This is a genomic window from Pedobacter sp. D749 (assembly GCF_019317285.1).
Taxonomy (GTDB): domain Bacteria; phylum Bacteroidota; class Bacteroidia; order Sphingobacteriales; family Sphingobacteriaceae; genus Pedobacter.
The window spans coordinates 924,471-951,059 of sequence record NZ_CP079218.1; the positions used below are offsets into that span (position 1 = coordinate 924,471).

The following is a 26,589-nucleotide window of genomic DNA, read 5'->3' on the forward strand; positions in this document are numbered from 1 at the left end:
CGCCAAACGCTACGCCAAACCTCAAAAATATGTTTAGACTTAACTTAAAAATCGCATTGCGAAACCTTTGGAGAAATAGAGGTATTACTTCAATTAATGTTGGTGGTTTAGCCATTGCTTTGGCTGCTTTTATTTTAGTTGTGCTTTATTTTACTTACGAAACCAGCTTCGATAAAACCAATCCAAATTACAACAATATTTATGTAGTTGGACGGATTTATCCTGATTTTAAAACGAACTACACTTCGCCGCCATTTGCAAAAGCAATAAAACAGAATTTCCCGGAGGTAGAAAATGCGGGAATTACAAAACGCGGGTTTTTTGAATTTGCCATGAAGAATGGCAAGAACACGTTATTTGCCAAAAACTTTATGCAGGCTGATTACAATGCAGCTAAAATTCTCAATTTAAAACCTACGGGCGGATTAGAAAAACCCGCAGGTGAGGCTGACAGACTTTCTTACCTGAGCGAGGAAAACATGAAAGTGCTTTTTCCAAATAAAACAGATAATAAACCTGAAATGGTAGGAATGGGACCAAGCAATTCGGGCATTACCAGTAAAATTAATGGTTCAATTAAAAATAATTTACATTCAAATATTACTTTCGACGGCATTTCAATCGGTAATGAAATAGGACATGGAGAGAATTATGGATATAACAATTACACGACCTATATTCAGGTAAAACCCGGAACAGACGTTTCAAACCTGGAACAAAAAATTACAGACTTATACCGAAAAGAATTATTAAAAGGCGAAACTGACCAAAAAACAATAGAAGAAATAAAGGGTGTTTCAACATTTTTAGACCCGCTTGCAAATTTGCACCTCAGGCCAAAGGCTGGTAATGATGCGCCTTATAAAATACTAATCGCCCTTTTTGTACTTGGAATTCTGATCCTGGTTATTGCCTGTATCAATTTCACCAATCTAAACATTGCTCAGGCTACAAAAAGGGCTAAAGAAGTTGGCGTAAAAAAAGTAATGGGTGCTTATCGTTTCCAGCTTACCACACAATTTCTTACCGAAATATTTATTCAATGTTTTGTCGCTACAATTCTTGCCTTAACAATAGCAGAATTAGCCCTGCCATATTTCAACAACCTTTTTCAGGTTAATTTATCCATCTGGAATATTGAAAATAACCTATTCTGGCAATTGCCTTTAATTTTATGCCTGATTACATTTGTCGCAGGCACTTATCCAGCCTTAGTATTGTCCGGTTTCAAACCTGCTTTAGTACTAAAAGGTAATTTTTCTACCAGTAAACAAAGCTCATGGCTGCGGAATGGCCTATTGATTTTTCAGTTCAGCATTGCGGTGATTTTTATAATCGGTTTGTTCATCATCAACGCACAATTGAAATATATGCGGACTCAGGATCTGGGTTTTACAGCAAATCAGGTTGTTTACATTAAAAACATAAGTCTTTTCCATAAACCTGAAAAATTTGCTCCGGTTAGAGATAAAATCTTAAAAATCCAGGGAATAAAATCAGTAACTGTAGCTACTGGTGTTCCTGATGGTAGCGAAAATGGAGGTAACGGTTATACCGTAAATGGTGTGCAGAAAAGCATTGATTTTGTCGATGTGGATTTTGATTACTTTGAAACACTTGATATTAAATTAAAAGAGGGGCGGTTTTTCTCAAAGTCATTCAGTACCGATACTACGAATTCTGTTGTGATAAATGAAAGTGCTGTTGCGAAATATGGAATTAAAAATCCAGTCGGACAAACAATAAGAGGCTGTAATATAGATTATAAGATTGTAGGGGTAGCAAAAGATTTTAAAGCACAAGGATTTGAAAGTGCTGTTCAGCCTACTATTTATGCAATTAAAAATCCTTGCGGAAATTCAAAAACGCAAATTATGGTTAAAATTGAGGAGAATAAAATGGCTGATGCTTTGGCTGCTTTGAAAGCACAATGGCCACAAATAAATCCTCAGGACGGCGAAGACTTTCGATATGAATTTTTAGATGAACTTTACGGTAAACTTTTTAAAAAACAGGAGCAGTTACAATCCGTGTTTTTCGCAGCGGCATTGCTCACCATCTTCATTGCTATTTTAGGTTTGTTTGCCTTTGCAAAATACATCACCAACGGACGCATCAAAGAGATCGCTGTGCGCAAAATTTTGGGTGCAAGTGATCTTCAAATCTTCAAATTAATTAATAGTTCATTTTTTATCATGGTACTCGTAGCTAACATAATTTCCTGGCCGGTAGCTTATATTCTTACTAAAAAATGGCTCGAAACTTTTGCCTACCGGATTGATTTACCTGTGCTACCCTTTATTAGTAGTGCAACAATTACCATTTTATTAGCTGTAATAACCGTAAGCATTCAGGCGAAAAAAGCGGTTAAAGCAAACCCTGTTGATGCACTTAAATATGAATAATGGTGTAAGCTTTAAGGTAAAAGGCGTAAGGTTAAAGCGCCCAAACCTTAAACCCTACACCTTAAACCTTTTACCTTATGTTTAAACTTAACCTCAAAATCGCCTGGCGAAACCTCTGGAAAAACAAAGGTTATACCCTTATCAATATTCTTGGACTGTCAATCGGGATGGCCAGTTGCATCCTCATATTTTTGTTTGTCCGTTATCAGCTCAGTTTTGATGAAGGTATTAAAAATGAAGACCGGATTTACAGGTTTGTAACCGATTGGAAGTATGATGCTTTTGATGATTACTCTTCCGGAGTTCCAATTCCAGTGGCTAAAGTGGCAAAAAGTGAAATAGCTGGCCTCGAAAAAACAGCTGCCATCGTTAAAAGAGGCACTATCGTACGTGTTCAGGATCAAAGTGGCAAAAATATTTTCAAAAGTGATGAAGATGTTTATTATACTGAACCTGATTTCTTCAGCATTTTTAATACACAATGGGTTTTTGGGTATCCTGACGAAGCCCTGAGCCAACCAAATACTGTCGCACTTTCAGAGGAAATGGCAAGAAAGTATTTTGGTCAGGCACAAAATGCTATGGGTAAAAGTATTTTAGTGGGTACGAAAACTTTCTTCAAAGTGACCGGCGTATTTAAAGACATGCCTCAAAATAGCAGCTATCCGCTTAAAATTGTACTGAGTTATAAAAGTTTTCCCGACCGGGATGATGATTGCTGGGACTGTGTGAGTTCTGGTAACGAATTTTATGTACTGGTAAAAAAAGGCTTAACTGCTAGCGATATCAAGGGGGCATTAGATCAGTTCAACAAAGTGCATTTTACCGATCATAAGATTGCCGGTAATCAGCATAATGTACTTCAGGCATTAAGAGATATTCATTTTAATGAACGCTACAACAACTTCGCAGAGAATTCGATGGGCAAAAAAGAGATTTATGGTCTGATTGTTATAGGGCTGTTTTTAATGATTACGGCTTGTATCAACTTTATTAACTTAAGTACGGCACAAGCCATTAACAGGGCGAAAGAGGTTGGTGTTAGAAAAGTAATGGGGAGCATGCGTAAACAACTTATTTTTCAGTTTTTGAGTGAAACCTTTATGGTTACGTTAGTTGCCATGCTAATCGCCTGTGTCCTTGCCGAATTATGTATTCCCCAGCTGCAAAACATTTTCAAGGGAAATATCACTTTCAGTCTGTTTCAGCATCCTGTAATTTTTGTTTTTATGCTGCTACTGGTGTTATTTGTCGGCTTTTTGGCTGGCTTTTATCCGGCAATAATTATGTCGGGCTTTAGACCTGCCTTAGCCATTAAAAATAAAATTACATTAAAGAATGGTGGCTTGAGTCTTCGTAAAATCCTGGTTATAGTACAGTTTTCCATTTCTATCATTTTGATTATCGGTACAATCGTAGTGATGAAACAAATGCATTATATCCGGCAAAAAACGTTGGGGTTTAATGCTAACGAGGTTGCAATGGTAAGCATGCCTACTGATAGCGTAAGTTTAATGAAACATGCAACATTTAAGGAGCGGCTGTCTAAATTGCCTGGTGTAGAAATGATTAGCTTTTGTCAGGATCCACCGCTTTCTCAAAATGTTAACTCATCCGACTTTACGTTCAATGGAATTAAGAATAAAGACTTTGAAGTAAGAAGGTTAAAGGCTGATGAAAATTTCTTTAAGCTTTTTAATTTAACCATTATTGCCGGAAAAGTATTTTCGAAAAGTGACACCGCGAATGGTTACGTGGTCAATGAAACTTTTCTTAAAAAAGTACATATTGCCAATCCTCAGGATGCGTTAGGAAAACTGATCAATTCTACGGGACAGAATATACCGATTGTCGGTGTGGTTAAAGACTTTAATGATAAATCTTTAAAGGAGAATATTTCAGGGCTTACCATCTCAGCAGGTAGAAACCAATATTACCGGGCAGCAATTAAAATGGATACGAAACAACTAATGACAACCACGAAGCAGGTTGAAGCTTTATGGAACAGCATTTTTCCAAACCATGTATATTTCTCTTATTTCGTTAATGATCGGATTAATAGTTACTACGAAACCGAAAAAGTGATGGGTATTTTATTTAAGGTATTCGCAGGAGTAATCATTTTTATTTCTTTTATCGGGTTATTCGGGCTGATGTCTTTCGTAGCAACACAGCGCACGAGGGAGATGGCCATCAGAAAAGTGCTGGGCGCAACAAATTATGAATTAATTAAAATGCTGAACGGATCATTTCTGCAGATGGTTTTTATTGCCAATCTGGTGGCCTGGCCCCTTGCATATCTTTTAGTGAATAACTGGTTGAATGGTTTCGCGTACCGCATGCATCTAAGCATTTGGCCCTTCTTATCAGCCATGCTGGCCACTATGGTGGTTACTTTAATTACCGTTTCTATCCGTTCTTATAAAGCAGCTGTCGCCAATACAATTAATGCACTGAAATATGAATAGAGATTCGCATATGGCGCCTGGCGTATGCGATAAGTCCCCGCTAACCGCCATACGCTCTACGCTAAACCTTTTACCTTATGTTTAAACTGAACTTAAAAATCGCACTGCGTAGTCTATTTAGAAACAAAGTTTATGCAGCCATAAACATTGGTGGTTTGGCTATTGGTTTAACCTCTTGCTTACTACTGTTATTATATGCTGGTTATGAGTGGGGTTATGACCGGCAATTTAAAAACTCACCGCATATTTATCAGGCGATGATTAATTTAAATGACCAGAAAGGAGAGGTGATCAGAACAATAAACCAATCGCAGAATGTGATGTTGGCTGCACTTAAAGAAGAATTTCCTGAGGTATTATACGGTGCCAGAATTACCGATGTTTATAAAAGATTGGTGGCCAATGGACAAGAAAGCTTAAAATTAGATAGCAGGTACGTCGACCCCGATTTTTTAAAATTATTTGATTATCATTTTATCAGTGGAAATCCTACAAAGGCATTAAATGATCCCAATTCTATTGTTTTAACTGAAACAGCAGCAAAACGGATATTCGGTACAACAGATGTGCTTAATCAAAAAGTACGATTTGAAAATCAGGTTGACTTAAAAGTTACAGGTGTAATAAAAGACCTTCCTACCAATATTACCTATGGTTTCGAATCGTTAACCACATTTACTTTATATGAAAATTTAAACCAGTGGCCAAAAAAACCAAATTGGGGTAGCCATGATTATTACACTTTAATAAAATTAAATGAAAATACAGATATAGAAGCCTTTAATATAAAGTTAAAGGGATTTGTAGGCAAACACTTTGCTGCTGCCAAAGAAGATGTATTTATTTATCCTTTAACAAAATTACACCTATACGGAACATTTTTAAATGGTAAAAGCATTGGGGGCAATATTAAGCAGTTGCAACTGTTTGTTGGTTTATCGATAGGTATCCTCCTTATTGCCTGTATTAATTTTATGAATTTGGCAACCGCCAGCACACAAGGCAGAGCAAAAGAAATTGGCGTCAAAAAAACTATGGGTGCATCCAGATCAAATCTGGTTTTTCAGTTTATGTTGGAATCATTCATTTTAACCCTGATTGGCATTCTGTTAAGCATTATTCTACTCGAATTCAGTTTGCCAATGTTTAACCGGCTATTGGGAATTGAAATTGTGTTTGATTACCTCAATCCAGCCAACTGGATATTGATTTTTAGTATTTTGGTTATAACCGGCTTCATATCAGGAAGCTACCCTTCATTTTACCTTTCTGGTTTTAACGTGATACAATCACTCAAAAAATCCTTAAATTTTAAAAAAGGATATGCCTTAACTTTCAGGCAGGTTTTGGTTGTCATACAATTTGGCTTTTCAGTGGTATTAATTGTGGCAACCATAACCATTTATAAACAAATCCAGTTTATTAAAAACATGCCTTTAGGTTACAGATCAAATGGACTGCTGGAAGTAGCTCACGAAGGATTGTTGTATGAAAAATTCAACCTGTTAAAAACAAGATTACTATCCAGTGGCGCTGTTGTAGGCGTAACACAATCATCTGGCAGTATTTCTAACAAAAACAGCAGTGTAAGAGGCCTGGGCTGGGTTGGGATGTCCGAAAGTGATAAAATGATCGATTTTGATCAGATCTACACCACTTATGATTTTACTAAAACGGTAAACATCAGGTTGTTGGCAGGAAGGGATTTTGATCGGAAATTTGCTTCAGATACAGCGGCAATACTTTTGAGCAAAAAAGCGGTTGAAGTAATGCACCTGAAACGTCCGGTTGGTACCAGCATTGTATACCAGGGAACAAAAAGAAATGTGGTAGGGGTTTTTGATGATATTGTTTGGGGTGACCCGAGTAAAGTTGCCGCACCTATGGTTATTGCTTATGCAGATATCAGTGATGTAATTACCATGCGCCTAAATCCCGATAAAAGTTTAAGTGAAAGCACTAGCATTATTAATAAGCTGGTAAAAGAATTAAACCCAAATTTTCCTGTCGAAATTAAATTTATCGATGGTTTAAACGAAATTAAACTAAAAAATGAAAAGATTTTGGGCACTTTGGCAAATCTTTTTGGATGTTTGGCCATTTTCATATCTTGTTTAGGTTTGTTCGGTCTTTCATCTTTTAGTACAGCGCAAAGAATAAAAGAAGTAAGTATCCGTAAAATCTTAGGCGCTTCAATTACAGAGTTGATGACTTTACTTTCTTTAAGTTTTTTAAAATTAATATTTATTGCAATTGTAATTGCACTGCCAGTTGCCTATTATATTATGAATAACTGGTTAATGCATTTCGAACTCAGAACAAGCTTAAATTTGTGGGTGTTTATGGCAACAGCAACACTTACACTGTTAATTTCAATTTTAACAATTACCTGGCAAACCTATCGCGCCGCAAAAACAAATGCAGTTGATGCTTTAAAATACGAATAATACCTGCGGATAGCGTTTGGCGTTCAGCGTGGATTTCCCGCCAACCGCCAACCGCTTTGCGCTTAATCCTAAAAATATGATACAATTAACCAACATCGAAAAATACTACGCAAACAAAGGCGTTAAAAATTATGTACTCCGTTTGGTAACCACAACCATTAAACAGGGAGAATTTGTTTCCATTATGGGGCCATCAGGTGCCGGGAAATCTACCCTGCTCAACATCATTGGCATGCTCGAAGAGCCAACCTATGGAACTTACGAGTTTTTGGGAGAAGACGTAACTTCACTTAACGAACGTAAACGCATTGAACTTTACCGCAATCACATCGGTTTTGTATTTCAGGCTTACCATTTAATTGACGAGATGACGGTGTACGAAAACATTGAAGCCCCTTTATTGTACAAAAAAATTGGTAGTTCTGAACGTGCCAGTAGGATTGCAGATCTTTTAGACCGTTTTAATATCGTGGCCAAAAAAGATCTGTTTCCTAACCAGCTTTCTGGCGGACAACAGCAATTGGTTGGCATTGCAAGGGCACTAGCTGCTCAACCGTCAATTATTTTGGCAGATGAACCAACCGGCAACTTGCAATCTGCACAGGCAGAAGAAATTATGACGCTGTTTAAAAAGTTAAATCAGGAAGATGGGATTACCATTATCCAGGTAACGCATTCGGAGAAAAATGCACAATACGGAAACAGGATTTTGCACATTGCCGATGGTGTGGTGAAGGAAGACTTAGCCGTATTAAGTTAGGTCAACATTAAAATATTAAGGGTAAATACAGCTTTGGAATTTAATAATTTCTATCTGTGTTTACCCTTTTTATCTGTGGTTAAATTAACTTTGCTTCATGCAAAAATCTTTTACCGATCAAATGGGCAGGGAAATTTCTATTAATTTTCCACCCAAACGGATTATTTCTTTGGTACCCTCACAAACAGAATTATTATTTGATTTAGGGTTGGACCAGGAAATTATCGGATTGACAAAGTTTTGTATCCATCCGATAGAAAAATTTGCAGAACGGACCAAGGTGGGTGGTACAAAAAAGCTGAATATCGATTTGATTAAAGATTTGCAGCCCGATCTCATTATCGGTAATAAGGAAGAAAATACGCAGAGCGATATAGAAGAATTAGCCGCATATTTTCCTGTATGGATGAGTGATATCTTTACTTTGGATGATGCCATGAAAACCATTGCACAGATAGGGGATCTGGTAAACCGGCAACCCGAAGCGGGTTACCTCAATCATTTAATATCGGCAGGTTTTAACGATTTAAAAACACTTGCCCTCCAAAATCATATTGATAAAAAGGTAGCCTATCTCATCTGGCGTAAGCCGTATATGGCCGCAGGAAAAAATACATTTATTGATGATGTTCTGCTGATTAACGGTATGACGAATTTAATTAAAGAAGAACGTTATCCTGCAGTAACGTTGGAAAAACTGAAAACCACAAATTGTGACCTGATTTTACTTTCATCAGAGCCTTATCCTTTTGGTGAAAAACATATAGAAGAAATCAGGGAGGCAATTCCTAATGCTAAAATTTTATTGGTTGATGGTGAGATGTTCAGCTGGTATGGAAGCAGGTTGGTTAAAGCCGTACAGTATTTTTTCGAATTCCAAAAACAACTTTATTAATCATCCCGTTTTAATTTTTGTAAATTGTAGCATAACATTAAATCAACCCGTTTAAACAATCATGAAAAGAATATTAGTATTATCCTTATTTATTGCTGCAATTTTTGGCTGTAGTACTATGAAAGACGCACACCATACCGGTTCTGTTACTGCAAGCGGAACTATTGAAAAACTTGGAGTGAGTACCTTTCAATACGGTACACATTTATTAAAAGCCGATAATAAAACCTATGCTTTAAAAAGTGGTTCGATCAATCTTGATACTTATTTAGATAAAAAGGTTACGATTAAAGGAAAAAAGGTTGCTGGTTATCCTGTTGACGGTGGACCGGAACTGATTGATGTTACGCTAGTGAAATTTTAGGTAAGATGGAAATGAAAAAGGGATAGCGGGTTGAGTTTACTGTGTCTCACAGACCATCTCTGATCAAACTTTTATAAGGTATAAAAATTTGATTTTTCAATTTAGTTTCTATCTTTGCAATCCTTAAAACATCCTAACTGCGGAAGTGGCGTAATTGGTAGCCGCACCAGACTTAGGATCTGGCGCTTCACGGCGTGGGGGTTCGAGTCCCTTCTTCCGCACAAAAAGATAAACCGTTCCGATTTAAAAATCAGAGCGGTTTTTTTATGGCACAGCCCATCAATTTTTGTAATCAGTATTACCTTAGCTATTTTTAACCACAGATGCACACAGATAAACACAGATTTTATATCTGTGTGCATCCTTTTTATCACTAGTCAGTGATGTTTACGCCTGCCTTTATATGCTGGAGGCTAAATAATATTTCCTTTCCGTTCTAGAGGAACGACTCCTTGGTAGCCAATTGCAAATTTGGCGTTTTCGTTCCGTAGGAACGTTTGGTGTTCAAACATCAATCTCTCTGCCGGCTCTGCCATCTAAACCCGATGGAAGCGGTCCCGATTTTTCATCGGGATAAAGCGTACAGCGGGACTGTATCATCCTAAAAGCTATTGAATTTGCTTTCCAAAAAGAATAAAGGCTTAAATGAAACCAATATTTTATTTCAGTAATAGGCCTGCTTTAATTTAAAAATCATTATGGTTTTTGCCTGCCTACATCATCACAAAAGCAACCAGCAAATCTTTTGAGTAATTTTTTCTCCTTAAAAATTAAACAGTTAGCGGTTTTTGAAAGAAATAATCAATAAAATATTGCAGATGCCTTTTGATTATTCAATCTTGTTTCTATCTTTGCAGTCCTTACAACATCCTAACTGCGGAAGTGGCGTAATTGGTAGCCGCACCAGACTTAGGATCTGGCGCTTCACGGCGTGGGGGTTCGAGTCCCTTCTTCCGCACAACAAGATAAAGGCCGTTCCGATTTAAACATCGGAACGGTTTTGTTTTTAAAAACATTGATTAATAAAAATTGATGTGCCGTGCCGGTTATGTCGATATATGGTTTTTTCTCAAATCTCATATCTCATATCTCCCGTCTAACTGTACATCACACTATATCTCAGAAAAAATGAATATTACACAGGAAAAAACCGGCAACTTAAATGCTGTTGTAAAAATCAAGATTGCACCTGCTGATTACACTGGAAAAGTAGAGAAAGCCATTAAAGATCAAGCTAAAAAAGCACAATTACCTGGTTTCCGTAAAGGAATGGTTCCTGCTGCCCACATTAAAAAAATGTATGGCAAAAGTATCCTGGTAGAAGAGGTTAACAACTTGTTAAACGATACCTTATCTAACTATATCGCTGAGCAAAAGTTAGAAATTTTAGGTCAACCCCTTCCTAAAATGGACGATGAGCGTGAATTTAAATGGGACAATACAGATGATTTCGAATTTGATTATGAATTAGGTTTAGCGCCGGCTTTTGATGTAAACCTTTCATCTAAAGATAAATTTACAGAATACGTAATTAAAGCGGATCAGGAAACTTTAGAAAGCCGTATCAAAAATATCCGCCGTAGTTATGGTAAAATGACTAATCCAGAGGTTTCGACTGATGATGATGTACTTTACGCCGAATTAACCCAGGTAGCTGAAGATGGTACTGTTGTTGAAGGTGGTATTACCAGTACTGCGAGTGTTCGTTTAGATCAGATTAAAGATAAAAAAATCCTTAAATCGCTTGTCGGTTTAAAGAAAGATGATGAAGTAACCATCGACATTCAAAAAGCATTTGAAGATGCTGCTGTAATTGCAAAAGCTTTAAATATTTCAGAAGAAGAAGCTGCTGATTTAAAAGCAAGCTTTAAACTTAACGTTAAAAATGTTAACCGTTTAGAAGAGTCGGACTTAAACCAGGAATTTTTTGATAAATTATTTGGTGAAGGTACTGTAACTGACGAAGCTGGTTTCAGGGCTAAAATTACTGAAGAAGTAGAAGGTATGTTTAAACAAGATGCTGAACGTAAATTATCGAACGATATTTATGAAGCACTTTTAACTAAACACACTTTCGAATTGCCTGATGAATTTTTACGTCGCTGGTTAAAAGCTACAAACGAAAAATTAACCGACGAAGAATTAGCTGAAGGTTATGATGATTTCGCTAAAAACCTTAAATGGACCTTAATCGAAAACAAAATCATTAAAGATAACAGCATTGAAATTAAATATGAGGATGTAGTTCAGGCGGCTAAAGCTAAATTAGATGCACAGTTCAGAATGTACAGTCCAAGCCCACTTCCTGAAGATCAACTGGCTCAGTATGCTGTTCAGTTTTTACAGGAAAAAGAAAATGCAAACCGTGTTTTTGAAGAGGTAAAAGCATTAAAAACTTTCGAACAAATCAAATCTGTTGTTACTTTAGAGCAAAAAGATATTGATTACGATAAGTTTTTGGCGCTAGTGGAGAAAAAGTAAAAACAGTTGGCGTTCGGCGCTAAGCGCTTAGCATAGTGTTTAAGCCGTTTTGGAAATGATTGTGCTATTGCTATATTTAGGTATGGCTCAATTTAAATTTCAATCGCTCGAAATTTGGCAGTTATCAATTGTGTTAACTGATAAATTACTAGATATAGCTGACCGATTGTCAGTTGACAAAAAATATAGATTTGCAGAGCAGCTCAATGGGGCTGCTCTTAGCATATCCAATAATATCGCCGAGGGGTCAGGTTCGGTTTCCAATAAGGAATTCGCTCATTATCTGAATATTGCACATCGTTCTACGTTTGAGAATGCAAATATTTTAGTAGTTTTAGAACGGAGGAAATATATTTCTGACACAGAGTTGAATGATTATCTGGAAGAATTAGATAAATTGGCACGGAAATTAACCAACTTCAGAAAATATTTATTAAAGTAACCAGCGTTTTTGGAGGGTTTAACGCTCACCGCAAAACGCCAAACTCTATAATCATGAACATAGATTCACAAGAATTCAGGAAATTTGCCGTTAAACATCAGGGAATTGGCGGTTTACACGTAGATAAATTTATTGCTCAGGCTAATTTGGATCCTAAGAGCATGACGCCATATATTATTGAAGAACGCCAGTTGAACGTAGCACAGATGGATGTTTTCTCAAGATTAATGATGGACCGCATTATCTTTTTAGGTGATGCCATTTACGATCAGAATGCCAACATTATCCAGGCGCAGTTGTTGTTTTTACAATCTGCAGATGCTGATAGAGACATTCAGATCTATATTAACTCGCCAGGTGGTTCAGTTTATGCAGGTTTAGGTATTTATGATACCATGCAGTATATCCAGCCTGATGTAGCAACCATCTGTACCGGTATGGCAGCATCAATGGGAGCCGTTTTATTGGTGGCAGGTGCAAAAGGTAAACGTGCTGCATTGCCTCACTCAAGAGTAATGATCCACCAGCCATCAGGAGGTGCACAAGGTGTGGCATCTGATATGGAGATCAACTTAAGAGAAATGTTGAAATTAAAAAAAGAATTATACGATATTATTTCAGAACACTCTGGTCAAACTTATGATTGGGTAGAGAAAGCTTCAGATCGCGATTACTGGATGACTGCCGATGAGGCAAAAGGTTTTGGTATGGTTGATGAAGTATTATCGAGAAACGCAAAGAAAGATGGCGAAACAAAATAAAGAATCCCGTTGCTCGTTCTGCCATTCTGGCAAGCATGAAACTTTAATGCTGATTGAAGGCATGGATGCATTTATCTGTGATAAATGTGTTACGCAGGCCAATCAGTTGCTTGCACAGGAATTAGGAACCAAAGGGACAAAAAATATTCAAGAGGCGATAAACTTGTTAAAGCCTCTTGAAATTAAACAACACCTTGATCAATATGTAATTGGTCAGGATGATGCTAAAAAGGTACTTTCTGTTGCTGTTTACAATCACTACAAACGTTTAAATCAAAAAATTGATAAAGACGAGATTGAGATTGAAAAATCGAATATCATGTTGGTGGGTGAAACCGGAACAGGTAAAACGCTTTTGGCTAAAACCATTGCGAAAATTCTGCATGTGCCATTCTGTATTTGCGATGCAACTGTTTTAACAGAAGCTGGTTATGTAGGTGAAGATGTAGAGAGTATCTTAACGCGTTTGCTTCAGGCAGCTGATTATGATGTAACGGCTGCTGAACGTGGTATTGTTTACATCGATGAGGTAGATAAGGTAGCACGTAAAAGTGATAACCCATCAATCACCCGTGATGTATCCGGAGAAGGTGTTCAGCAAGCTTTATTGAAGATTTTAGAAGGTACGGTAGTTAACGTTCCACCTCAGGGCGGACGTAAACACCCAGATCAGAAAATGATCACGGTAAATACGAATAACATTCTATTTATCTGTGGTGGGGCATTTGATGGTATCGAACGTAAAATTGCCAACCGTTTACGCACGCAGGCTGTAGGTTATAAAGTAAAGAAAGATGAGACAGTTTTAGACCTTAAAAATCTTTATAAGTATATTACACCTCAGGATTTAAAATCTTTTGGATTAATTCCTGAATTAATTGGTCGTATACCAGTTCTTTCTCACTTAAATCCATTAGATAAAGAATCTTTAAGAAACATTTTAACCGCACCTAAGAATTCATTAATCAAGCAATATGTTAAGCTTTTTGCTTACGAAGACGTGAAGCTTACTTTTGATGAAGATGTTTTAAATTTTATTGTAGATAAAGCAATGGAATATAAACTGGGAGCACGTGGTTTAAGATCAATCTGCGAAGCGATTATGTTGGATGCGATGTTTGATACACCAACGCAGACGGATGTCAAGGAGTTGCACATCAATCTCGATTACGCGATAGAGAAATTTGAAAAGGCCGACTTTAAAAAGTTGCAGGCCGCTTAAAAAAATCAAATCCTTCCCGTAATTCGGGAGGGATTTTTTGTAATATAGTATTGTTAACGCTATGCGCCATGCGCCTGGCTCTAAACCAAAAAGTATGAACGAAGAAAAAGATGTAAAAAAAAACGAGGAAATTGTAGAAAAATCTAAAAAAGTAAAAGAAGTAGAAAGTCCTGTTAAATCTGGATTAAAATCGAAAGATGAAATTGTTAAAAACTGGTTGCCACGTTATACTGGCAGGACCTTAGATCAATTTGGCGATTATATCCTGTTGACTAATTTCAGTAAATATGTAAGTATGTTTTCGGAGTGGAACGACAATGCGCCGATTATGGGTTTAGATAAGCCTATGCAAAGTGTTACCGCAAATGGTATTACAATTATCAACTTTGGTATGGGAAGTCCCCTGGCTGCAACCATGATGGACCTATTAACGGCCATTAAACCTAAAGCAGTTTTGTTTTTGGGTAAATGTGGCGGTTTGAAAAAGAAAAACCAATTGGGCGATTTAATCTTGCCGATTGCGGCCATTAGGGGAGAAGGTACTTCAAATGATTACCTGCCGGCAGAAGTGCCTGCTTTGCCAGCCTTTGCGCTGCAGAAAGCGATTTCTACTACTATACGCGATCATGGTAGAGATTATTGGACAGGAACCTGTTACACTACAAACCGCAGGGTTTGGGAGCACGACAAAGAGTTTAAGAAATACTTGAAAACTTTAAGGGCGATGGCTGTAGATATGGAAACGGCAACGATTTTTACCACGGCCTTTGCGAATAAAATCCCGGCTGGTGCATTGCTTTTGGTTTCCGATCAACCTATGATTCCTGAGGGAGTTAAAACGGCAGAAAGTGATAGCACTGTGACCGAAAAATATGTAGAAACGCACTTGCGCATTGGTATCGATTCATTAAAACAGCTAATTAATAATGGATTAACGGTTAAACACTTATTGTTTTAGCGTGTAATTAAGCTGACCACAAAGACTCAAAGCTCGCCAAGACTTTTCTTAGTGTGTTTAGTGTCTTGGTGGTAATTGGCCTATATTTGAGTTTTAAAACCTGGCAAGTAGCCATGCTTCACCAGATCATCTTCATTATCGATGTTGTAATTACATTTGTTGTGCAACAGTACAATTCTATCAGAAATATCCAGAATAGACTTATAGTAATGATCAGTAATAATAAAGCCCTTATATGCTTTTGTTCTATTGATGTGTTTCTTTAACTCTTCAATCCATACCGGAGATAATTGTGAAAATGGTTCATCAAGAAGTATATATTCGGCATCACTATAAATCATTAGTAAACATTCCATAAACCTTCGTTCTCCGCCAGATAGATCGTAAAATCTGGCATCTAAATTACTGGCAACAAATTCAATTTGCTTTAATTCTGCCTGTCCGTGTTTGCAAAAAGTATTAATTGCTTGCAAAATAGAAATCTTGCCTGGGATAAAGTTATCTTGAGGCAGATAGGACAGGTTTTTAGATAGGTAACCTTTTTGGTATACTTTGTTGTTTATATTAAGGTACTTGAAGTTCGCTTTGACGCTTCCAAAAATGATTTTTAATAAGGTTGATTTACCTGATCCATTCCTGCCCAATAAACCGACTACTTCGCCAATTTTACAGTTTAAGTAAACACTGCTTAATACTTCGCGGTTTGCAAAAGATTGGTTAACACTGTCGATAGAAAGTCCCTGCATGTTGATGATACAATTAAAATTCCGATAAAAACTATTAAATCATATAAAACCAGGTTTGTCATGATTTTTCTGAATCCTATGCCCTGATTTTTGAAATAATATGCAGTAGATTTATAAAACATAAAGTAGATGGCTATTGAAAATAACCAGCCAATAAATTTGATGAATAGGGCAAAGCTGTAAATCCCTGGCTCCTTAAAGCCATTTAAAATGAAAAATACCGATGTGAGTAAGCTAACCAGTACATTCCATAAAAAAATGGGCTTGTATACAGTTAAGGATTTTTTGAGTAAACCAATCGACATAATTTAAAGATATAAAATCATAACGATAAACTTAGTTGTCTGTAAACAAAAAAGATCGGTAGGGGGTAATCGTCATTTCGACCGTAGCGGAGAAATCTATTAACAAAAAAAGACCAGCCTTAGCTGATCTTTTAATACTGTATAAATCTAATCTCTTATCCTAAATAAGATTTTAAGATCTTGCTTCTTGAAGTATGACGTAAGCGTTGTAATGCTTTATCTTTAATCTGACGAACGCGCTCGCGTGTTAAATTAAATTTCTCACCAATTTCCTCTAACGAAAGTGGGTGGTTAGAACCTAAGCCGAAGAATAAAACGATAATTTCTCTTTCTCTCTCAGTTAAGGTAGATAAAGAACGTTTAATCTCTTCTGATAAAGATTCATTGATCAATGAACTATCTGTATTTGGCTCATGGTTTTCCAATACATCCAATAATGTATTTTCTTCACCTTGTACAAAAGGAGCATCCATAGATACGTGACGACCAGAGTTACTTAAAGTATCTGAGATTTTATCTACAGTTGTCTCTAAAATATCTGCTAATTCTTCCGGAGAAGGCTCACGTTCGTATTCCTGCTCCAGTTTAGAAAACGCTTTGCTGATTTTACTTAACGAACCTACCTGGTTTAAAGGCAAACGCACAATACGGCTTTGCTCGGCAATTGCCTGCAAAATAGATTGACGGATCCACCAAACTGCATAAGAAATGAACTTGAAACCTTTAGTTTCATCAAAACGTTTTGCCGCTTTAATTAAACCCAGGTTACCTTCGTTAATTAAATCTCCTAAAGTTAAACCTTGATTTTGATATTGTTTTGCAACAGACACAACGAAACGTAAGTTGGTTTTAGTTAAGCGCTCTAATGCGGCCTGATCGCCCTCACGGATTTTCCTTGCTAAAATTACTTCCTCTTCTGCTGTTATTAAATCTACTTTACCAATTTCGTGTAGGTATTTATCTAACGACTGACTTTCACGGTTGGTTATGGATTGCGTTATCTTGAGTTGTCTCATTTATACGTTTTGTGTGCTCTTTAATTATTGAAGTGTGCAAAGTTACGAAATTGTACGGCAATCCGAAAGGATAAAATGCTGAAAATGTTACCGTTTGCACATGTTTTTTACACTTTTACTTACAACAAAAATCATTCCAATAAAGTTTTTGACATGTTTTGATCAATATATCGTGTTATAGTTGTATTTCGATTATTATTTATTGTAAATCAATAAATATATTTTGATTTGTAATAATTAATTTTTTATGTTTGTCTTGTAAATAATTAAATAAATATGACGTTTCTTAAATTTCTATTTCTCAGGTTAAAAAATGTGCCTGTCAATTATTGGGTGATTTTGGCCCTAAGATTTTTTGTCAGATTACTCGGCGTAATAACTGTGTTTTACTTTTTGGTCTGCCTGGATTCTGAAAGAGCGAATGGGACAAAGTATCTTTATAACTTAATTTCTACAGTTTTTTATGCACTATTTTTTGTGTTTTTAGAATGGTATTTAAAAGCTTCATTAAAAAATGATCAAAAGAATGAGGTACTTAAATGGCTTAATATTTTAAAATGGGTTCCACTTTGTCTTACAGTAATTTTAGTATGTTTAACGGCGAAACTCAACTCCTTTATCTGGCCAAAAGAAACTGTTGAATATATAATTTATTCTTACACCCGGGTGTGGCCAATGGTTTTTATCCCAAATTTAAGTTTTATCATTATCACCCTGCTAATTTTTTATGCTTCAGCGATACTCGTTAGGAATAAGCAGCTAAAAGAAGAAAACGATTTAACGATATAATTATGAAAACGCAGAATCAAATTAGGTTAATTAAAATGGGTTATTTGGCAACACTTTTAATCGTAATACTGTTTTCGCTTAAAGATGCATCCAAGAGCTTTGAAGAAGGATATACAGACGGAGGCAAAGGCGGTGTATTGGGTATAGTACAGGGGTTATTTATATTGATCATTATGTTCTTTAGCTCAAGGGTATTGGTTTATCTCTATCGTTTTATTAATTCGATAGAGATGGGCAGTGTTTTTAGTACCGAAAATACAGGACGGCTTACGCGTATGGGATGGTATTGCACTATGATTCCATTTCTGCTGTTTATTTACAATGCTATGGTTTATGCAAATCAATTAAATAATCGCCAGGATGTAGTATTTAAGATAATTGAAAATGTTGATTTTCAGATTTGGCTATTGATTTTTGGTTTAACTCTTTTAACAATAGCATTTGTATTTAGAAAAGGAATTGAGTTACAACAAGAAAACGATTTAACAATATAAGCCCATGCCTATAATTATAAATTTAGATGTAATGTTGGCCAGGCGTAAAATGTCGTTAACCGAATTAAGTGAACGGGTAGGGATTACGATGTCTAATTTATCGATATTAAAAACCGGTAAGGCAAAAGCAATCCGTTTAGAGACTTTGGAGTCTATCTGTGCAGTTTTAGATTGCCAACCTGGCGATATCCTTGAATTTAGAGGAGAGTAAACCTCGCAGGTTTTTAAAACCTGCGAGGTTTGATCAGACCAAGGACCACAAACCTTTCTTATTAAACCTGATAGAGCGGAAAGCCCACAGCGCAGCGAGGACTTGAAGAGATAGCAGGACTGTCGTCTGCCATCAGCACTGAACCTTAAATTTCCAGAAAAAATGACCACCTAAGGCAACTTAGTACATTTAAATGAAATTGCTATTAGATTTAGATCTATCGGATTTTCTGATAATGATAGTTTAAAGAACACCCCGTCCTGCGGACACTCCTCTAAAGAGGGGAATAAAAAAACCTTCCAGTTTTCACTGAAAGGTTTATACGATATGATTAATGCTTTAGTCTTTTTGCTTTATGCTTATTACGCTTGTTCAGCCAATACTTTAGTTACTAAATCAGCAGCTTCTTTTAAAGCGATTGCTGAGTAAACCTGTAAGCCAGACTCATCGATTAATTTTTTAGCTTCTTCAGCATTTGTACCTTGTAAACGGCAGATAATTGGCACAGGGATATTACCAATTTCTTTATAAGCATCAATTACACCCTGAGCAACACGGTCGCAACGAACGATACCACCGAAAATGTTGATCAAAATTGCTTTAACGTTTGGATCTTTCAAAATAATGTTGAAAGCTGCTTTAACTGTTTGCGCATTTGCAGTTCCACCAACGTCTAGAAAGTTAGCAGGTTCACCACCAGCCAATTTAATAATATCCATGGTTGCCATTGCCAAACCAGCACCGTTAACCATACAACCTACGTTACCATCAAGGTTAACGAAGTTTAAGTTACTAGCACTTGCTTCAACTTCCATTGGATCTTCTTCTGTTACATCGCGCATTGCTGCGTAATCAGGGTGACGGAATAATGCGTTTTCATCTAAATTAACTTTAGCATCAACAGCAATTACTTTGTCATCAGAAGTTTTTAATACCGGGTTAATTTCGAACATTGAAGAATCTGTAGCTTCGTAAGCTTTGTATAAAGCAGTTACAAATTTAACCATTTCTTTATGTGCAGCTCCGCTAACACCTAAGTTGAAAGCTATTTTACGGGCCTGGAAACCTTGTAAGCCAACTTTAGGATCAATTTCTTCTTTGAAAATTAAGTGTGGCGTATGTTCGGCAACTTCTTCGATATCCATACCACCTTCGGTACTGTACATGATGATATTGCGACCTTTTGCACGATCTAACAAAACTGAAATATAGAACTCTTTGGTTTCAGAAGCACCTGGATAATAAACATCCTGAGCCACTAAAATTTTACTCACTAATTTACCTTCTGGGCCGGTTTGAGGAGTAACTAGTTGCATACCAATAATATCGGTTGCACGTTGTTTAACTTCTTCAAGGTTTTTGGCTAATTTAACACCACCACCTTTACCGCGACCACCAGCATGGATTTGCGCTTTAATTACAACCCAGTCAGAATTGTAATCTATTTTAAGTTGCTTAGCAGCCTCAACAGCTTGCTCAGGAGTATCGGCAACTATTCCTTCTTGAACGTTAACACCGAAACTTTTTAATATTTGTTTACCCTGGTATTCGTGAATATTCATTTGCTACAAAATTTGCCCAAAGCTACAATTTCAAACCCTTTAAACAAATAGCAATTGCCGATTTTTTCAGAAAATGAACGTTTTATGTTAATCGGGAAAAAGCATGAAGTAAGGACAGTGACTATTTTGTTTGAACCTCCTTACTATCTTGAATTTTTAAAATCTAGCATGGTTTCTAGGTGTTCTACAACACTTTTTTAGCCAAATTTTTAATTTCAGCTTTAATTTTTTGGTCAAAAACAGCTTTTAAAACTCCGGTTTTCAAGTTGTAAACAAAATATTCAACTTCATCTTTGTCGTTAAATTCTTTATCACTATTCGAATCTTTGATTAGATCCATTAATATTAAATCATGTTTGTCATCAATCTTCCAGCTGCTCAGGTCATAATTGTTTGGAGATATCCTGGTAAAAGACTTTCCTTGCAGGTTAGAGAGGTAAAGTTTTTTTGGATCTTTAGGTGTTAATTTTTTATCTCCATCATAGTCTGAATCAGTAATATTGTAATAAATAAACTGATCAGATAAAGTGTTTTTACTATTTGGACTATTTTCTGAATTGCCAATGCTAAAATGGTTAATGATGATCTTTTCTTTTGTTAGCAATTCACTTTTACCTGAAATAATGTTGTAAAAGATGAGGTTCCAATGATTTGTACTCACTTCCCTTTTATAGCTTTCGTTGTCATCATTATCATTTAATTTTAGTGGGTATAGAAGGATATCTGTTTTATTGATAATGATAGGAGAACCATATTGGATTTTGGGCTGACTCTTGGTTTGTGTGTTAGTGGTTTCATGTGTAGAGATGGTTTTGCTGTCTTCGGTACAGGCTGAAGCAAGTATGATTAGGCCTAATAATGTTGTTGTGATTACTTTTTTCATGTCGTTAATTTTGTGAGTGTAATTTAAACAAAAATAAAGTTGTTGTGAATTTTGTCTCTCAAGGCATATAACCTTGCAGAATGATAAAGCGATGGTTACGTCACAATCTTAGTTTCCCACAAACGGTGTTCCGAATATACCCACCGCCAGTTCTGCCCAGATGAGAAATAGCACAAGCAAAATGACAACAAGAACTATTGTTCTTAACGCGCCGGTTTTTAAGTTTCTAATCACCAGTTCGATGGCCAAACCCGTGCTGAGCAATAAAACTCCTGCGGTTACAAAATCGGATAGTGTCCAATCCACTTCATTTGTAAATTGCATAGCAACCAGTGGAATGGCCAATAAAAATGCCGTTACGCTTAAAATGATGATCATTCTTAGTTTGCCTGAGCTAAGTGTTTCTTGATTTTTCATGGTTTTATAATTATAATATATGATTTAAATAGTTGAAAATTAAACCTTTGCTTCCCGGTGCTAAATTGCACCGGGAAAACCAAATCCAACAAAAGTTTAGCAAAGGCGAGAGGTTAATTATAAAAGATTTTGATTTAATTCTTTAAATGAAAGTGTCTGTTGCTTTTCTTTTTCATTAAGTACAGCGCTACCTGCAACCTTACTTAATTTATATTTCATCTTGTTTAAATAGCGATAAAAGTTAAGCTTACCTGCTTTAAATAATGTTTTATGTGCCTGCCAAACCACTAAACTTGTACAGATGAAGAAGCACGAATAGGCATGATAAGCAATCCATTTCATGAAAGCATTCTTCTGATTAAAAATGATATACAAACGTTCTCTTTGAAAAGTAATGTGAGCAGCCTCATCAATTAGTATATCAGTACAGATTTGTTTGAGCAATGTGCAATTTGTGGCATCTTTTAGTGCCTGGTAAAATATTTGTGCGGCGCTTTCTACGGTAATTACTGCGATTGTCCAAAGCTCCATGTTGGTGTTGAAGTATCTTATTTTCCGGAATAATGTGTCTCCCCAATTTTTTTTAATTCTTTTTTCTTCAATTAAATCAAGGTATATACCTAAGTTATTTCCATGTTTTTGCTCTTCCTTTATAAACAGTTTTACCGCCGTTAGGTATTCGTAATCATTTATTGCTGCTGCATATTTTTTTGATGCATGGATTAAATGTTTGCCTTCCGACGTTTCCCCTAGCTGCCAGGCTTGCAGAGACTTTAGTATGTTTTGTTTTTCTAAATCAGAAATTTCCGGTTTAAGTGTCCAATCGATCCTATTAATTTTGCTGTTGTTTGAGAAGTAATTGGTCCAATATGCTGAGTTTTGTGTTTTCATGATATTGCTGATTAATTTATTCTTCAGTCGATATGTAGGTTGAAAATTTTGTGAACAGTATGGTTCAAAACGAACCACGCTAGTGCAATTAATGCTGACGCCATTGCTATTATTTTATATCGTCTATTCATTTGGTTTTTATTTATTCAGGCCAAAATATTCTGCCGTATTCCAATCCTGTAAATTCCATGATAACCAGCTTTGCTGACTATAACGCTCTTTAAAGTAGCCAATCCGTTGATCTAATTTTCTCATCAATGCTTCTTCCGGCTGGTCTACTTTAGCAATTTCCGAGTCGTTATTTTTCGAAGGATGGATCTTTGCCCGGTTTTTATCAAGAATAGGGAGTGTTTTTTCTGACAGAGAGGTTAAATAATAGGGATCGATCGCAACGGCATCAACATGATTCAGGTTATATTTCACGATTAAGACATCCCAGTTAATGAGCGTAAAAGTCAATAATAGAGCAAACCAGATATTCCCATTCACCTTGAAAAGGTAGAATATAGTTTTCTGTCTGGCTACTTTAAAATAAACGGTTGCCAAACCAATAATACAAAGAGTGGCAAATACCAAAACACCGATTCTTTTATGCGTTAAGCCATGAAATTCGATATAATAACCATCGCGGATGAATACTGAGATGATGAGGATAAAATTCTGAACCATCCAGGTATAGGCCAATAACCTTAAGGTTTTACTTTTATGGTAAAAGTTTAAGTTCCCCCTAAAATAATAGAGGATTACAGCCATGGCCATTACAATACTGAAAATTAATGAATTCGTGCCCTGGTGGAGTTCTCCCGAAAAATTGCCCGAAGGTTCATAGCCAAACCAAAGTGTGGTAATATCAATGGTATTTAACATTAGCAATAAAAGGTTAAGTGCGGCGAACGAAATGATACCCACGATGTACTCCGTTTTTAGTGCCATTTTTCGGGTCAGCAAGTTGCCGGTAAATGTTTCTACCACATTGTACCATATCGTTTTCTGACCTAAGCTTCTTCTCATCCGTATCAGTTGCTCTTTACATTTCAACTCAGCTTTTTCGAGGCTTTTATCAAAAAATGTAAGCAGTAAACCTGCAGTTAAAGCCAATCCAAAGCAAAAATGTATGATGCGATCAAAATTCAAGTCTTTAAAAAAGAAGTGAAATACATTATCTAAAAAGTTGCCAATGCTCGTTAAGATTGCCTCTGCATAATGTGCAAAAACATCACTTGCAGCTGCATAAAGGCATGAAAATATGATTACAATGATGATGGGTATGAAAATGTATTTAATCAAAGTAAAAACGGGCTTAAGGCTCACATTGCCAATACTGATTTGGCTGAGGTGTTTTATCGCATTAAACGGCGCTGTTAGCATCTGTAAAATGGCCGCTAAAAAAGCAGTAAAAATGGTCCTGATTTGTTGATGATGACCAAAACCAATAAATAATAGTAAGCTGATGTAATAAGTTGCCACAGATAAATCGGAATTGTTAATGACTACCAGTACTGCTGCCAGCAAATGTGCCAGGCCGTAAATTTTCAGTTTGGTGCTTTTGACCACGTCCGGATTAATAAAGGTGCTTACAAACAGGTATATGCTGTAAACAAGCAGATTGAGCGCAAGTCTTTCTTCCCAAAAGAGAAAAGTAAACAGCAGGCCGCCCAATAGGACAGACAGTAACATGAGGTTGGACTTATTTTTCATTTTTTAAAAGTTTTGATGATTAGTTTAGGGCTAAAAAGCAATAAAATATGCTTAGGGGAATGTTTAGAAGCATGAATAGCATTATAGTCGCAATTTTTCGCCAATGGTTTTGTTGCCTGAAGCATTCGAGGAGGAGGACGAGGAAAAATACACCATTTATTACGGTAGCAAAATAAATGTAGAACAGTCCGATGAACATAAGTTCGTTAACTTTTAGCGCAAAGTATGCCAAAAGTATGATGGTGCCAATCGAGGCAGAACACACGGCCATCCATTTGCCAGTTTCAATGAGTTCAGGTCTTTTTATTTCTTGTTTTTTCATTTTTAAAAGTACTTTGTATTTCAAAGCATATACTCAAAAAAAATAGTTTATAGTTTTCTAATCATTTTTTCAAGTGCATCTAAATGTGCTTTAAAGGCTTGCTTGCCCAACGCCGTAATAGAGTAGGTGGTACTGGTTTTTCTACCAATAAAACCTTTGTGTACTTTAATAAACTCGGCCTGCTCTAATGTGTTCAAATGTGAAGCCAGGTTGCCATCAGTTAATTCGAGCATTTGTTTCAGGTCGTTAAAACCAATTTCATCATTTACCACCAGGACAGACATAACGCCCAACCTGATCCGGCTATCGAATATTTTATTTAAATCTGCTATTGGGTTTTTCATCCTTACTGACCTCTCTCATATTTAAAATACATTAAAAGACCATAAACAATGTGCAATACACCAAAGCCAAAAGCCCAAAAAATTAAGCCATAACCCACGTAAAACATGCATATCAATCCAAGTATTACCTCGCAAAGCCCCAGGTAGCGAATGTCGCTGTAAGTATATTTACTGGCGTTAATCAGCGCTAGGCCATAAAAAATTAAACAGCTCGGCGCAATAATGGTATAAGTATTCGCATGGTTAATCAATAAAGCAATGATGAATAAACCTCCTGCAAACAGCGGAATAAATAAGTTAATTAAAAGTGATTTAGAAGTTTTATCCCAGATTGGAAGATTGTTTTTCTGACTTTTTCTATAGGTAAATAAAACGCCGCCGGCTAAAGCAATTACTAAAACAAAGATACCAAGTTTAATCAGGTTAAACTCCAGGTCCATTTCTCCATCTACACCATAACCATAACCCCGTTTGTTAATGAATTTGTTAATTTCATCATTTGCAAAATAAGCCCCGATTAAAGCGATAACGCCTGCAAAAACACCAGATAATCCACTTAAAGAAATGAATCTTGATGATCTATCCATCATTTGTCTGATATCTTTCAGGGTATTCAATTGTTCTTCCGGACTATTCATTTTAAAAGTGCTTTGTTTTTCAAAGTTAAATAGAAAATTGATATCTGCAAATCTTTTTTGTTTTTTTTTGGTTAATGGTAGGTTAGTAGTTGGTTAATGGTCACATAGTTCATGGCTGATAGTCTGAATATTCAAGAGATATATTTAATGGTAATTGTTTAATAATCAATGTGAAACATGCAATAAACTATTGTCAGTTAAAGCGTAAGCTAATCAACTATTAGGCGATTATTCATGAATCAATAAACGATTAAACTATTGGAAAAGTAACCATGAACTAATAAACCATCAACTATGAACCAATAAACCTTTGGCCAATGAACTATTGAACTAACAAACCATTTTACTAAATTTGAGGCATGCTAAAAGCCACTGGAATAAGAAAATCGTACGGAAATCTGCAAATTTTAAAAGGCGTTAATTTTGAAGTACAAAAAGGGGAGATTGTAAGTATTATTGGGCCTTCTGGTGCAGGTAAAAGTACTTTGTTGCATATTTTAGGAACATTGGATAAACCTGATGAAGGATTTGTAGAACTAAAAGGTACGGTTATAAATAAATTAAATGGCGATTTGTTGAGTACTTTCCGAAATCAGAATATCGGATTTGTATTTCAGTTCCATCATTTGTTGCCCGAATTTAGTGCTATCGAAAATATCTGTATTCCGGCATTTATTGCCAAAACCAATAAAAAACAGGCTGAAAACAGGGCGCTTGAGCTGTTAGATCTGTTCGGGCTTAAAGATAGGGGGCAGCATAAGCCCAATCAGCTGTCTGGAGGTGAGCAGCAACGGGTGGCCATTGCCAGAGCGCTGATCAATAACCCTTCAATTATATTGGCTGATGAACCTTCAGGGAATTTAGACTCTGAAAATGCAGCAGGATTACACCAGCTGTTTGTGACGTTGCGCGATAATTTCCAGCAAACGTTTGTAATTGTTACGCACAACGAACACCTTGCAAAAACCAGCGACCGTGTAGTGAGCATGAAAGACGGTTTAATTGTCTAAGGTTATGATTATTCTCTAATTCACTCATTCGATCAATTAATCATTCATTAATTACTAATT

24 protein-coding genes and 2 tRNA genes are annotated in these 26,589 nt (G+C 36.2%); 16 read left to right on the forward strand and 10 right to left on the reverse strand.

Annotated features, from left to right (window positions below; translation table 11 throughout):
* Positions 1-29 precede the first annotated feature (29 nt).
* The 13 genes from KYH19_RS03850 (at position 30) to KYH19_RS03910 (ending at position 15,203) form a co-directional block, all read left to right on the forward strand.
* Positions 30-2,405, forward strand: a complete 2,376-nt coding sequence (locus KYH19_RS03850) for an ABC transporter permease (protein ID WP_219077626.1) — start codon at positions 30-32, stop codon at positions 2,403-2,405.
* 77 nt (positions 2,406-2,482) lie between these two features.
* Positions 2,483-4,873 carry an ABC transporter permease gene (locus KYH19_RS03855; protein ID WP_219077627.1) on the forward strand — a complete coding sequence of 797 codons (2,391 nt, stop codon included), beginning with the start codon at positions 2,483-2,485 and terminating at the stop codon, positions 4,871-4,873.
* Positions 4,874-4,950: 77 nt separating this feature from the next.
* Entirely contained in the window at positions 4,951-7,320 is a 2,370-nt protein-coding gene (locus KYH19_RS03860) for an ABC transporter permease (RefSeq protein ID WP_219077628.1), read from the forward strand.
* 76 nt (positions 7,321-7,396) lie between these two features.
* Positions 7,397-8,080, forward strand: coding sequence for an ABC transporter ATP-binding protein (locus KYH19_RS03865; RefSeq protein ID WP_121282754.1), 684 nt, complete (start codon positions 7,397-7,399; stop codon positions 8,078-8,080).
* Positions 8,081-8,177: 97 nt separating this feature from the next.
* A complete protein-coding gene (locus tag KYH19_RS03870; RefSeq protein WP_219077629.1) occupies positions 8,178-8,975 on the forward strand; it encodes a helical backbone metal receptor in 798 nt (265 codons plus the stop codon).
* Positions 8,976-9,036: 61 nt separating this feature from the next.
* On the forward strand, positions 9,037-9,339 hold the full coding sequence (locus KYH19_RS03875) for a hypothetical protein (RefSeq protein ID WP_219077630.1): 303 nt from the start codon (positions 9,037-9,039) through the stop codon (positions 9,337-9,339).
* 139 nt (positions 9,340-9,478) lie between these two features.
* Positions 9,479-9,560 (forward strand) — tRNA-Leu (locus KYH19_RS03880).
* A gap of 655 nt (positions 9,561-10,215) precedes the next feature.
* Positions 10,216-10,297 (forward strand) — tRNA-Leu (locus KYH19_RS03885).
* 170 nt (positions 10,298-10,467) lie between these two features.
* The gene (tig, locus tag KYH19_RS03890; RefSeq protein WP_219077631.1) at positions 10,468-11,820 is read left to right on the forward strand and encodes a trigger factor; all 1,353 of its coding nucleotides are present in this window, start codon (positions 10,468-10,470) and stop codon (positions 11,818-11,820) included.
* A 55-nt stretch (positions 11,821-11,875) separates the two neighbouring features.
* The gene (locus KYH19_RS03895) at positions 11,876-12,262 is read left to right on the forward strand and encodes a four helix bundle protein (protein ID WP_219077632.1); all 387 of its coding nucleotides are present in this window, start codon (positions 11,876-11,878) and stop codon (positions 12,260-12,262) included.
* 53 nt (positions 12,263-12,315) lie between these two features.
* On the forward strand, positions 12,316-13,023 hold the full coding sequence (clpP, locus tag KYH19_RS03900; protein WP_025142954.1) for an ATP-dependent Clp endopeptidase proteolytic subunit ClpP: 708 nt from the start codon (positions 12,316-12,318) through the stop codon (positions 13,021-13,023).
* The gene (clpX, locus tag KYH19_RS03905) at positions 12,977-14,245 is read left to right on the forward strand and encodes an ATP-dependent Clp protease ATP-binding subunit ClpX (protein WP_370630282.1); all 1,269 of its coding nucleotides are present in this window, start codon (positions 12,977-12,979) and stop codon (positions 14,243-14,245) included. The genes clpP and clpX overlap by 47 nt, the downstream gene beginning before the upstream one ends.
* Before the next feature lie 94 nt (positions 14,246-14,339).
* Entirely contained in the window at positions 14,340-15,203 is an 864-nt protein-coding gene (locus KYH19_RS03910; RefSeq protein WP_193424865.1) for an AMP nucleosidase, read from the forward strand.
* An 80-nt stretch (positions 15,204-15,283) separates the two neighbouring features.
* Here KYH19_RS03910 and KYH19_RS03915 read toward each other — a convergent pair whose 3' ends face one another.
* Both KYH19_RS03915 and KYH19_RS03920 read right to left on the reverse strand, forming a co-directional pair.
* Positions 15,284-15,949 (reverse strand): ATP-binding cassette domain-containing protein, encoded by a 666-nt coding sequence (locus KYH19_RS03915; RefSeq protein WP_219077634.1) that lies wholly within the window; start codon positions 15,947-15,949, stop codon positions 15,284-15,286.
* Between the two features lie 460 nt (positions 15,950-16,409).
* Entirely contained in the window at positions 16,410-17,270 is an 861-nt protein-coding gene (locus KYH19_RS03920) for an RNA polymerase sigma factor RpoD/SigA (protein WP_010601359.1), read from the reverse strand.
* A gap of 791 nt (positions 17,271-18,061) precedes the next feature.
* Between KYH19_RS03920 and KYH19_RS03925 the strand changes: the two genes are divergently transcribed.
* A complete protein-coding gene (locus KYH19_RS03925) occupies positions 18,062-18,553 on the forward strand; it encodes a DUF2975 domain-containing protein (RefSeq protein WP_219077635.1) in 492 nt (163 codons plus the stop codon).
* Between the two features lie 4 nt (positions 18,554-18,557).
* Positions 18,558-18,764, forward strand: a complete 207-nt coding sequence (locus KYH19_RS03930; protein WP_121282765.1) for a helix-turn-helix transcriptional regulator — start codon at positions 18,558-18,560, stop codon at positions 18,762-18,764.
* A 362-nt stretch (positions 18,765-19,126) separates the two neighbouring features.
* Here the strand turns inward: KYH19_RS03930 and sucC are convergent, their stop codons facing one another.
* The 8 genes from sucC to KYH19_RS03970 all read right to left on the reverse strand — a co-directional run bounded on the left by sucC (position 19,127) and on the right by KYH19_RS03970 (position 25,519).
* On the reverse strand, positions 19,127-20,326 hold the full coding sequence (sucC, locus tag KYH19_RS03935; RefSeq protein WP_121282766.1) for an ADP-forming succinate--CoA ligase subunit beta: 1,200 nt from the start codon (positions 20,324-20,326) through the stop codon (positions 19,127-19,129).
* A 184-nt stretch (positions 20,327-20,510) separates the two neighbouring features.
* Positions 20,511-21,209 carry a hypothetical protein gene (locus KYH19_RS03940; RefSeq protein ID WP_219077636.1) on the reverse strand — a complete coding sequence of 233 codons (699 nt, stop codon included), beginning with the start codon at positions 21,207-21,209 and terminating at the stop codon, positions 20,511-20,513.
* A 108-nt stretch (positions 21,210-21,317) separates the two neighbouring features.
* Complete coding sequence (locus KYH19_RS03945) at positions 21,318-21,626, reverse strand: hypothetical protein (RefSeq protein WP_219077637.1); 309 nt, start codon at positions 21,624-21,626, stop codon at positions 21,318-21,320.
* Between the two features lie 117 nt (positions 21,627-21,743).
* On the reverse strand, positions 21,744-22,517 hold the full coding sequence (locus tag KYH19_RS03950) for a ferritin-like domain-containing protein (protein WP_219077638.1): 774 nt from the start codon (positions 22,515-22,517) through the stop codon (positions 21,744-21,746).
* Between the two features lie 138 nt (positions 22,518-22,655).
* Complete coding sequence (locus KYH19_RS03955) at positions 22,656-24,215, reverse strand: DUF4173 domain-containing protein (protein WP_219077639.1); 1,560 nt, start codon at positions 24,213-24,215, stop codon at positions 22,656-22,658.
* Positions 24,216-24,234: 19 nt separating this feature from the next.
* Positions 24,235-24,537: a hypothetical protein gene (locus KYH19_RS03960; protein ID WP_219077640.1), complete on the reverse strand. Its 303-nt coding sequence runs from the start codon at positions 24,535-24,537 to the stop codon at positions 24,235-24,237.
* Between the two features lie 47 nt (positions 24,538-24,584).
* Complete coding sequence (locus KYH19_RS03965; RefSeq protein ID WP_132401101.1) at positions 24,585-24,881, reverse strand: transcriptional regulator; 297 nt, start codon at positions 24,879-24,881, stop codon at positions 24,585-24,587.
* Between the two features lie 2 nt (positions 24,882-24,883).
* On the reverse strand, positions 24,884-25,519 hold the full coding sequence (locus tag KYH19_RS03970; RefSeq protein WP_255562542.1) for a hypothetical protein: 636 nt from the start codon (positions 25,517-25,519) through the stop codon (positions 24,884-24,886).
* 359 nt (positions 25,520-25,878) lie between these two features.
* Between KYH19_RS03970 and KYH19_RS03975 the strand changes: the two genes are divergently transcribed.
* Positions 25,879-26,529: an ABC transporter ATP-binding protein gene (locus KYH19_RS03975; protein ID WP_132401095.1), complete on the forward strand. Its 651-nt coding sequence runs from the start codon at positions 25,879-25,881 to the stop codon at positions 26,527-26,529.
* Positions 26,530-26,589: the final 60 nt, after the last annotated feature.

Bases quoted from the DNA above. Each gene is read 5' to 3' on its own strand.
- KYH19_RS03850 (WP_219077626.1), top strand. From the start codon at position 30: ATGTTTAGACTTAACTTAAAAATCGCATTGCGAAACCTTTGGAGAAAT.
- KYH19_RS03855 (WP_219077627.1), top strand. From the start codon at position 2,483: ATGTTTAAACTTAACCTCAAAATCGCCTGGCGAAACCTCTGGAAAAAC.
- KYH19_RS03860 (WP_219077628.1), top strand. From the start codon at position 4,951: ATGTTTAAACTGAACTTAAAAATCGCACTGCGTAGTCTATTTAGAAAC.
- KYH19_RS03865 (WP_121282754.1), top strand. From the start codon at position 7,397: ATGATACAATTAACCAACATCGAAAAATACTACGCAAACAAAGGCGTT.
- KYH19_RS03870 (WP_219077629.1), top strand. From the start codon at position 8,178: ATGCAAAAATCTTTTACCGATCAAATGGGCAGGGAAATTTCTATTAAT.
- KYH19_RS03875 (WP_219077630.1), top strand. From the start codon at position 9,037: ATGAAAAGAATATTAGTATTATCCTTATTTATTGCTGCAATTTTTGGC.
- tig (WP_219077631.1), top strand. From the start codon at position 10,468: ATGAATATTACACAGGAAAAAACCGGCAACTTAAATGCTGTTGTAAAA.
- KYH19_RS03895 (WP_219077632.1), top strand. From the start codon at position 11,876: ATGATTGTGCTATTGCTATATTTAGGTATGGCTCAATTTAAATTTCAA.
- clpP (WP_025142954.1), top strand. From the start codon at position 12,316: ATGAACATAGATTCACAAGAATTCAGGAAATTTGCCGTTAAACATCAG.
- clpX (WP_370630282.1), top strand. From the start codon at position 12,977: ATGAAGTATTATCGAGAAACGCAAAGAAAGATGGCGAAACAAAATAAA.
- KYH19_RS03910 (WP_193424865.1), top strand. From the start codon at position 14,340: ATGAACGAAGAAAAAGATGTAAAAAAAAACGAGGAAATTGTAGAAAAA.
- KYH19_RS03915 (WP_219077634.1), bottom strand. From the start codon at position 15,949: ATGCAGGGACTTTCTATCGACAGTGTTAACCAATCTTTTGCAAACCGC.
- KYH19_RS03920 (WP_010601359.1), bottom strand. From the start codon at position 17,270: ATGAGACAACTCAAGATAACGCAATCCATAACCAACCGTGAAAGTCAG.
- KYH19_RS03925 (WP_219077635.1), top strand. From the start codon at position 18,062: ATGAAAACGCAGAATCAAATTAGGTTAATTAAAATGGGTTATTTGGCA.
- KYH19_RS03930 (WP_121282765.1), top strand. From the start codon at position 18,558: ATGCCTATAATTATAAATTTAGATGTAATGTTGGCCAGGCGTAAAATG.
- sucC (WP_121282766.1), bottom strand. From the start codon at position 20,326: ATGAATATTCACGAATACCAGGGTAAACAAATATTAAAAAGTTTCGGT.
- KYH19_RS03940 (WP_219077636.1), bottom strand. From the start codon at position 21,209: ATGAAAAAAGTAATCACAACAACATTATTAGGCCTAATCATACTTGCT.
- KYH19_RS03945 (WP_219077637.1), bottom strand. From the start codon at position 21,626: ATGAAAAATCAAGAAACACTTAGCTCAGGCAAACTAAGAATGATCATC.
- KYH19_RS03950 (WP_219077638.1), bottom strand. From the start codon at position 22,517: ATGAAAACACAAAACTCAGCATATTGGACCAATTACTTCTCAAACAAC.
- KYH19_RS03955 (WP_219077639.1), bottom strand. From the start codon at position 24,215: ATGAAAAATAAGTCCAACCTCATGTTACTGTCTGTCCTATTGGGCGGC.
- KYH19_RS03960 (WP_219077640.1), bottom strand. From the start codon at position 24,537: ATGAAAAAACAAGAAATAAAAAGACCTGAACTCATTGAAACTGGCAAA.
- KYH19_RS03965 (WP_132401101.1), bottom strand. From the start codon at position 24,881: ATGAAAAACCCAATAGCAGATTTAAATAAAATATTCGATAGCCGGATC.
- KYH19_RS03970 (WP_255562542.1), bottom strand. From the start codon at position 25,519: ATGAATAGTCCGGAAGAACAATTGAATACCCTGAAAGATATCAGACAA.
- KYH19_RS03975 (WP_132401095.1), top strand. From the start codon at position 25,879: ATGCTAAAAGCCACTGGAATAAGAAAATCGTACGGAAATCTGCAAATT.